The 7,312-nt window shown below is 41.3% G+C and carries 5 protein-coding genes; 3 read left to right on the top strand and 2 right to left on the bottom strand.

What is annotated here, in order from left to right; genetic code table 11:
* Positions 1 to 109 precede the first annotated feature (109 nt).
* On the bottom strand, positions 110 to 1,966 hold the full coding sequence (locus J8L97_RS22060; protein ID WP_211052816.1) for a S8 family peptidase: 1,857 nt from the start codon (positions 1,964 to 1,966) through the stop codon (positions 110 to 112).
* A gap of 319 nt (positions 1,967 to 2,285) precedes the next feature.
* Between J8L97_RS22060 and J8L97_RS22055 the strand changes: the two genes are divergently transcribed.
* Positions 2,286 to 4,565 (top strand): aminotransferase class V-fold PLP-dependent enzyme, encoded by a 2,280-nt coding sequence (locus tag J8L97_RS22055; protein ID WP_211052813.1) that lies wholly within the window; start codon positions 2,286 to 2,288, stop codon positions 4,563 to 4,565.
* Between the two features lie 72 nt (positions 4,566 to 4,637).
* On the opposite strand, the gene J8L97_RS22050 is transcribed toward J8L97_RS22055, so the two are convergent.
* Positions 4,638 to 5,057, bottom strand: a complete 420-nt coding sequence (locus tag J8L97_RS22050) for a hypothetical protein (RefSeq protein WP_211052811.1) — start codon at positions 5,055 to 5,057, stop codon at positions 4,638 to 4,640.
* A 274-nt stretch (positions 5,058 to 5,331) separates the two neighbouring features.
* Here J8L97_RS22050 and J8L97_RS22045 point away from each other — a divergent pair, with 274 nt between their 5' ends.
* Complete coding sequence (locus tag J8L97_RS22045) at positions 5,332 to 6,021, top strand: response regulator transcription factor (protein ID WP_210997832.1); 690 nt, start codon at positions 5,332 to 5,334, stop codon at positions 6,019 to 6,021.
* Positions 6,022 to 6,046: 25 nt separating this feature from the next.
* A complete protein-coding gene (locus tag J8L97_RS22040; protein ID WP_211052810.1) occupies positions 6,047 to 7,291 on the top strand; it encodes a HAMP domain-containing sensor histidine kinase in 1,245 nt (414 codons plus the stop codon).
* The last annotated feature ends 21 nt before the right edge of the window (positions 7,292 to 7,312 follow it).

Below are 7,312 nucleotides of genomic sequence, written 5' to 3'. Positions count from 1 at the left end.
AGGGGGAATACAGAATGGGGCAGACTGAACGTTTAGTGAGTCGTTATGCTTGATATGATCAAAAAAGGGCCAATTCATTGGCCCTAATATAGTTCTACCGCGTTACTCGTTAGTATTGACCGAGTAAAGTCAGGTTCGAAAATGCAGAGTAACCCCTTAGCATAATGTGGTAAGTACCACCTTGGCCTGAATTAAGGCTACAATTTTCAGTATTTCCGTTTGCATAAGGGCGACAATCGTAACTGCTTGTGGTCGGTTTAGAGCCTTTCCGAACATATAGATCGGCATCACCTGAACCGCTAGATGTGCTGACATTTAACGTGACGTTTGCAGGTACGTCGATGGTGTAAAAAATCTCTTGATTTTGACTACCAGAAATATTGTTGATTGGTGTGCCATTGTCAAGACAGTTACTACCACATCCACCTTGTGTATCAAATGAAGCAGTTAAAGAAGCATTTGCATATTGGCTATATCCGTTAAGTAAAATATACCAGTCGCCAGCTGAAGGGTCTGTAAAGCTACAGCTCTCGCTATTGCCGTTCTTATAAGGTCGACAATTGTAGCTTGTTAGGGTTGGCTCTTGGCCTACTTGTGTGTATAGATCAGCATCGCCTGTGCCACCCGCTAGATTAATAGATAAAGAGCTGCTTCCTTGAGGGACTGCTATTTTATAGAGCGTTTGGGAGCCATTGGCACCACTGGCAGAAACAGATTGTCCATTATTAAGTTCAATGACCACTGGCGGTGGAGGAGGTGGTGTAGAACCCGCTAATGTATACAGCAATTCATTTGGCGAGCCAGACTTGGCATCAGATACTTTATTTTTAGAGCTTCTTTGGCCCAGTAGGCTGTCAATTTGCGATGGCGTTAAACTCGGGTTTTGGTCTAAGTATAATGCAACAGCGCCAGCAACATGGGGTGATGCCATAGAGGTGCCACTGATTGTATTCGTTGCGGAGTTAGAGTTATACCATGCAGACTTAATGCTTGAACCTGGTGCGTAAATATCGAGGCAGTTACCGTAGTTTGAAAAACTAGAGCGGCTATCGCTGCTGGTTGTTGAACCGACCGTGATTGCGTTGGCAGCGCGAGCTGGGGAGTAATTACAAGCACTGCTATTGTCATTTCCGGCCGCAACAACAAAGCTGATACCTGCTGCTACGGCATTGTTAACTGCATCATCTGTTGCTTGAGATGCGCCGCCTCCTAGACTCATGTTGGCAACAGAAGGCCCTGATGCATTATTTTTAACCCAGTTGATACCTGCGATAACACCAGAGTTAGTTCCTGAGCCATTACATCCAAGAACTCGTACACCGACAACATTGACATTTTTTGCAACGCCGTAGCTACTGCCACCCACTGTGCCCGCGACATGCGTACCGTGGCCGTTACAGTCTGTTGCATTTGAGTCGTTATCAACAAAGTCATAACCATGACTTGCTCTATTGCCAAACTCGTTATGACTGATAAGGACACCAGTGTCAATTACATACGCAGTGACACCTGAGCCATCATAGTCGTAATGATAATTAGAGTTAAGCGGTAGATCAGTTTGGTCAACTCGGTCTAAACCCCAGATTGCGTTGCCTTGATCCGCTTTAGCTGAGACCAAAGGTGTGATGGATACAATTTGATCTTGCTCAACATATTTAACGCTCGGATCATTAAGTAAGGTATGAATTTGCTTAACTGATGCGTCAACCAAAACGCCATTTAGCGCAGTACCAAACTTTTTCTCAACCGTGACATTGTATTTGCTGTTAAGCATATTCACTTGTTGATCTATGTAGGTCGCAATGGCTTTTTCATCGAGATTGTTAATTATTTTTGGTGTATCGAATACAACGATATATTTGCCTTCAATTGCTTTCTTTGGGTCTATATCAACCATTTCAGCAGCGAAACACTGGCTAGATAAACCAGTGAGTACAGCAAGTGTAAGTGAACTTAATTTACGCATTGTGTTTCCTTTACATGTTGTTGTGGTTAAAAAACACACAAATTATTATCATTGTTCACAAATAAAACAAACATTTTTTTTACTTAGATGTAACTTTATGTGCGAGTTTTGTATTGTTTTGTTTACGGTTGTGGTGTTTTACAGTGAGTTCGGTGGGTGCATCACTGGGTTTTCATGTGTGGTACAGACGCAATAAATAGCAAATTAAAGGTTGAATATAATGCGTAACTTCCTTAATATTACTTAAAGTAATTACATATACTATTTAGTTATAACTGCTATATTCTATATAATTAGTTCTCAATATTGAGGTCAGTTCATGCGTAACCCTGAAGTACTAAAACAAATCTACTTAGATGCAAATGCGACTACACCGGTGCTTCCAAGTGCAGCGGCAGCGGCAATGAAGACGATGGAAACAATGTTTGGTAACCCAAGTAGTAGCCATGTTTGTGGTTTGCAGGCAAAAGAGATTATGGTTCAGTCAAGACGCAAAGCAGTTGAGGTGTTAGGTGCTGGAGCTGGTCAGGTTATTTTTACCAGTGGTGCGACAGAAGGTATTCAAACGGGTATTTTATCTGCTTTGTATGCAGCAAAATCTCAAATGAAAGTGGGTGAGCAATATTCTATTTTATATGGCGCAACCGAACACAAGGCTGTACCGGAGTCATTAAAACATTGGAACCGAATTTTAGAGATTGACGCTAAAATTGTGGCGATACCTGTTGATGAGCGAGGTACGCTTGATATGGCATTTATTGCTCGAGAAGTGCCTAATGCGTTAATGATTTGTACTATGGCAGTCAATAACGAAACGGGTGTATATCAAGATTTGCTGTTACTTGAAAAAACGATTCGTACCTCTAACCCTAATGTTTATTGGATGGTTGATTGTGTTCAAGCATTGGGGAAAACTAAAATGGACCTGGCGAATATCAGCATTGATTATGCACCATTTAGTGGTCATAAGCTTTACGGGCCTAAGGGGATCGGGTTTGTTTATATACGAGAAGGTGCGCCTTTTACCCCCTTTATAGCGGGGGGGGGTCAAGAGAGTGGATTGCGTTCAGGCACTGAAAACCTGCCAGGTTTAGCTGCATTAAGTGTTATTTTTGACGAAATATTGGGTCTTGGGGAAAAGCAATTTTCCCCTACCTCAGTGCTCGAACAGTTTCGTGCTCAGTTGGCTCTATCGCTTAAACATGCTTTCCCTACAGTGGTATTTAATCACAGTTTTGATAACAGCGTGCCAACTACGCTGAATTTTTCTATCCCAGGGTTCACTTCTAAAGAGATCATGGACTTGTTTGATGCGGCAAATATACGTGTAAGTTCCGGTTCCGCATGTAGCTCGAAAGTCACTCGTAGTTTTGTATTAGATGCTATGGGTTTAGCGCAGTGGCAAAGCGAATCGGCCATCCGTATGTCATTTGGTCCTGCAATGACACAGCACCAAATCGATGCGGCTTGTGAAAGAATTCAACATTGTGCCCAAGCGCTAGGCCACAGCTGTTTATTGCGTGCCGACGGCGCTATTGACGAACGTGAAGAGTTAGAAGGCTTATTGCAATTAAAAGTGGGTGGAAGTTGCACATGGCTATATGCTGATAAACGCACTCATAGCGCAGTAGTTATTGATCCCCTCCCAGAATTAAGCAACCGTTTACTGACTATTTTACAATGTCAAAAGTTGTCGCTCATAGCGGCGATTGATACCCATGGACACGCAGATCATGTATCAGGTCGCGTTGCTTTGGCGCAAACGCATTTAGCAGATCAAGAGTGTGATGAATTAGGGTGGCCATTAAACAGCGCGAGTAACACATTTGAGGGTCAGTCTTTTAACTATATTGAGTTTGGCGAACACTGTTTAGTGCATGTTGCTACGCCAGGGCATACAAGTGATAGTATCTCGTTATTGTTATGTGATAAAAGCGAATTCTTTAAAGGAAACTTGGTCCCACGCTTTACATTTTGTGGTGACTTAGTTTTGATGGGGAGTGTTGGTAGAACGAATTTTGAATCTAGCAACGCGTCGGCGATGTATGACAGTTTAAGGTCTTTAGCTAAGTTAACGGCTAAGCAAGGGCTATTATGTCCAAGTCATGATTATCATAATGAGTTTGTAACCACCTTTGATGCAGAGCTTAATCGCAATGCCCTGCTGCAAAGTGTGATTGACGCGCAAATTTCAGCTGATGAGTTTATTAGTGCAAAGACTGCGTTAGATAAGCACATTGATGATGAGCAGGGCAGTGAAATTATGTGTGGGGCGTTTATAGAGCCATGCTCTCGCGTTAAGGTGAGCGAGTACGATAGTGATTCTCTTGCAGTCAGAATGCAAAGTCACCACAATATTAAACTGATTGATATTCGTGAACCACATGAGTATGCATTAAGTCACGACCAATCATTTAATAATAACGTGCCATTGACGCGGTTAGCGAATTTTATTGCACAACAAAGTTACAAAAAGGGCGAGGAAATTATTTTGGTTTGCCGCAGTGGCAGCCGTTCACAGGTGGCGGCGAATGCATTGACTAGGTTGGGCTTTGAGCATGTAGGTCATTTAAAGGGTGGCTACGCGCTAAGTCATTAATGACTTCAATAAGGGTCGTTAAAGCCACTGTGGATGTGGCTTTAACTCTACAAACTGAGTGTATGACTATACTCAGTTTGTCATGTCATTCTCTATGCTATTTTCTGGTTTAGCCAGCAAGTCATTCCAATTTATAGGGCTTAATTCAAATACTTGATCTGATGAGGTATCGTGTGTGTTACAGACGTTATCTTGTCCGATTACCCGCACTGGTAATTGTTCACTATATGACCTCATGAGTAAGTCATACTGTTGTTGAAATACAGGGGACTTGAGATCTAATTCCCAAACTATGCTGGCACCCTTGGCCACACATTTTGCGAAAGTTGAATGGGTGCTATGGGCATTTAAACGAAAATAAATAATGTGATCATTATTTAACTTATCAGAGCGTATGCTCATTTCACTGACTGTGCCAGTTAAATCATTCGTCGCTGTGGCAGCAAAGGTTGTTAGTGTCATCAAAGATAGAAGTAATGCTTTAAGTTTCATTGTAATTCCTTGTTGATATTGTTATTTTTTATCCATATGGCGATAGTATACCTAATTTATACCTTAAAAAGAAACTGAGGCGTGATGTCTCGTATGGTATAGATGAACTCGGACGCCCTTACTTTCTCAGGTACTACTTCATCATTTACACCACGAAAGTAAGGGAGAATAAAGTCTATTCTCGCTGAGAAGCGATAGCGCGCGTTTCACATAATTTTCACGAAGGCTATGCCACCATTTTTCGCCAGCACTTAGCATTAATGCACAAGGACACATTACATTGGCCAATTCATTAAAAATCTTGATAGTTGAAGACCATAGCGATATTAGTCATAACATTGCCGATTATTTTCAGTTGCATGGTGCAGTGACTGACTTTGCCATTAATGGTGAACAAGCAATTGAGCTGGCACTTGGTGAATATTATGACTGTATCGTGTTAGATATTATGCTGCCAAAAAGTAATGGGTTAGAGGTCTGCTCTGCTATAAGGGCAAACGCGACGCGACATATACCGATCATTATGCTGACGGCCAGAGACACGCTCGAAGATAAGTTGATTGGCTTTAATATGGGCGCTGATGATTATTTAACAAAACCTTTTGCGTTAGAAGAGTTATGGGCGCGTTGTAACGCACTATCACAACGTCATTTATTAAATTGTACACATACATTACAAGTTGGCCCAGTGTCTTTAAATAAGCAAACTCAACAGGTTGTCCGTGATGGGCAAGCTATTATGTTGCAACCGATACCACTACAAATTTTGACAATTTTATTAGAAGCATACCCTCGGGCAGTGAGTCGCAGTGAGTTATGCGATAAAATTTGGGGGGATGAACATACTGATTCAGATGCGTTGCGATCGCATGTTTATCAATTACGCAAAGTACTAGATAGGCCATTTGATAAACCTGTAATAAAAACGCTCCATGGTGTTGGATTTGCGTTAGATAGTTTATAACGAAACTGATATGGGTGATTAAAGAATGAAAACGGATCAACTGAGAAACCGGGTAATAGGGTACTTCGTTTGTACTACCGTCGTAATTAGTATTTTGTATAGCATAACGAGTTTTCTATTTGCATATAATGTAGAGGACAACTTTTTCTATGCGCTATTGAAAGATGAACAGGTGGTAGTGGAAAAGCAGCTAGCTCAAGGGAACTTACCCGATCCGAAGCTTGAGTTTATTAGGTTTTACCCTAACGAGGATACGTTGCCCCGCACCGTCCGTCTATCTTGGTTAAATGACCCAACAAGTGTAGAAGTGTCTGATAGTAACGGGTTACATTATCACTTTATATCTTTGACCCCTGGGTTTTTGGTGGCTGAAGTCAGTGATCATTTGATTGTTAGAAAGTTCAGAGAAGGTATGTTGTATTTTTTATTCGTTATGTTGGCGATTGCAATATCAATTGCGGTTGTTATGGCGTTAGCATCATATAGTGTGGCTAAAAGGTTACTCAAGCCACTTGATAGCTTAATGGCAATTATTGAAACTGCGCCAGTTGAGAGGCTTCCTTCAGGATTTGCTCATAAGTTTAAAAATGATGAAATCGGTACTTTTGCAATGACATTGGAAGCTGCGTTGAAGAGAATTCGGTCATTTGTGACCCGTGAGCAAAACTTTACCAGAGACGTGTCGCATGAGTTACGCACACCAGTAACGATTAGCCAAGGTGCGATTACCTTGCTTAAGCAAACAAATTTAGATGAGCAGCAGTTAAAGTTGATGTATCGTATAGAAAATGCACAACATCAAATAGAGCAAAGTTTGCAAGCACTGCTTGCGTTGGCAAGAGAAGATCATGAAACCAACGGGACGAGTAAATTATTAAAGCTAGTAGAGCAAAGTATTTTACAACAATATCAATACTTGAAGAACCCAGAAATTGATATCGATGTGGTAATCAATAGAGAATGTGAAGTACCTATAGAGCCAATTAACTTGTTGATTTTACTGAATAATTTAATCGGAAATGCATTCAAGCACACAGAACAAGGTTGCGTTAGTATCCGCTATTGTGCGCCAGTATTAACCATTACGGATACTGGTAAAGGAATAAGTTCAGAGTTACATCCTCATGTACTTGAGGCTGGCACTAAAGGGACTGATAGTGAAGGGCTAGGACGAGGACTAAATATTGTTAAAAGGCTCTGTGAACAACTTGATATTGGCTTTGTGCTAGATTCAACCAGAGATGGCACTCAGATCAGTTTAACGTTTTAACACCGAACTCCCGTTATTAGG

The sequence above is a fragment of the Pseudoalteromonas sp. MMG012 genome (assembly GCF_018100875.1).
Taxonomy (GTDB): domain Bacteria; phylum Pseudomonadota; class Gammaproteobacteria; order Enterobacterales; family Alteromonadaceae; genus Pseudoalteromonas; species Pseudoalteromonas aurantia.
Note: the sequence above shows the minus strand (reverse complement) of the source record. Positions and strands in the feature narration are given on the sequence as shown.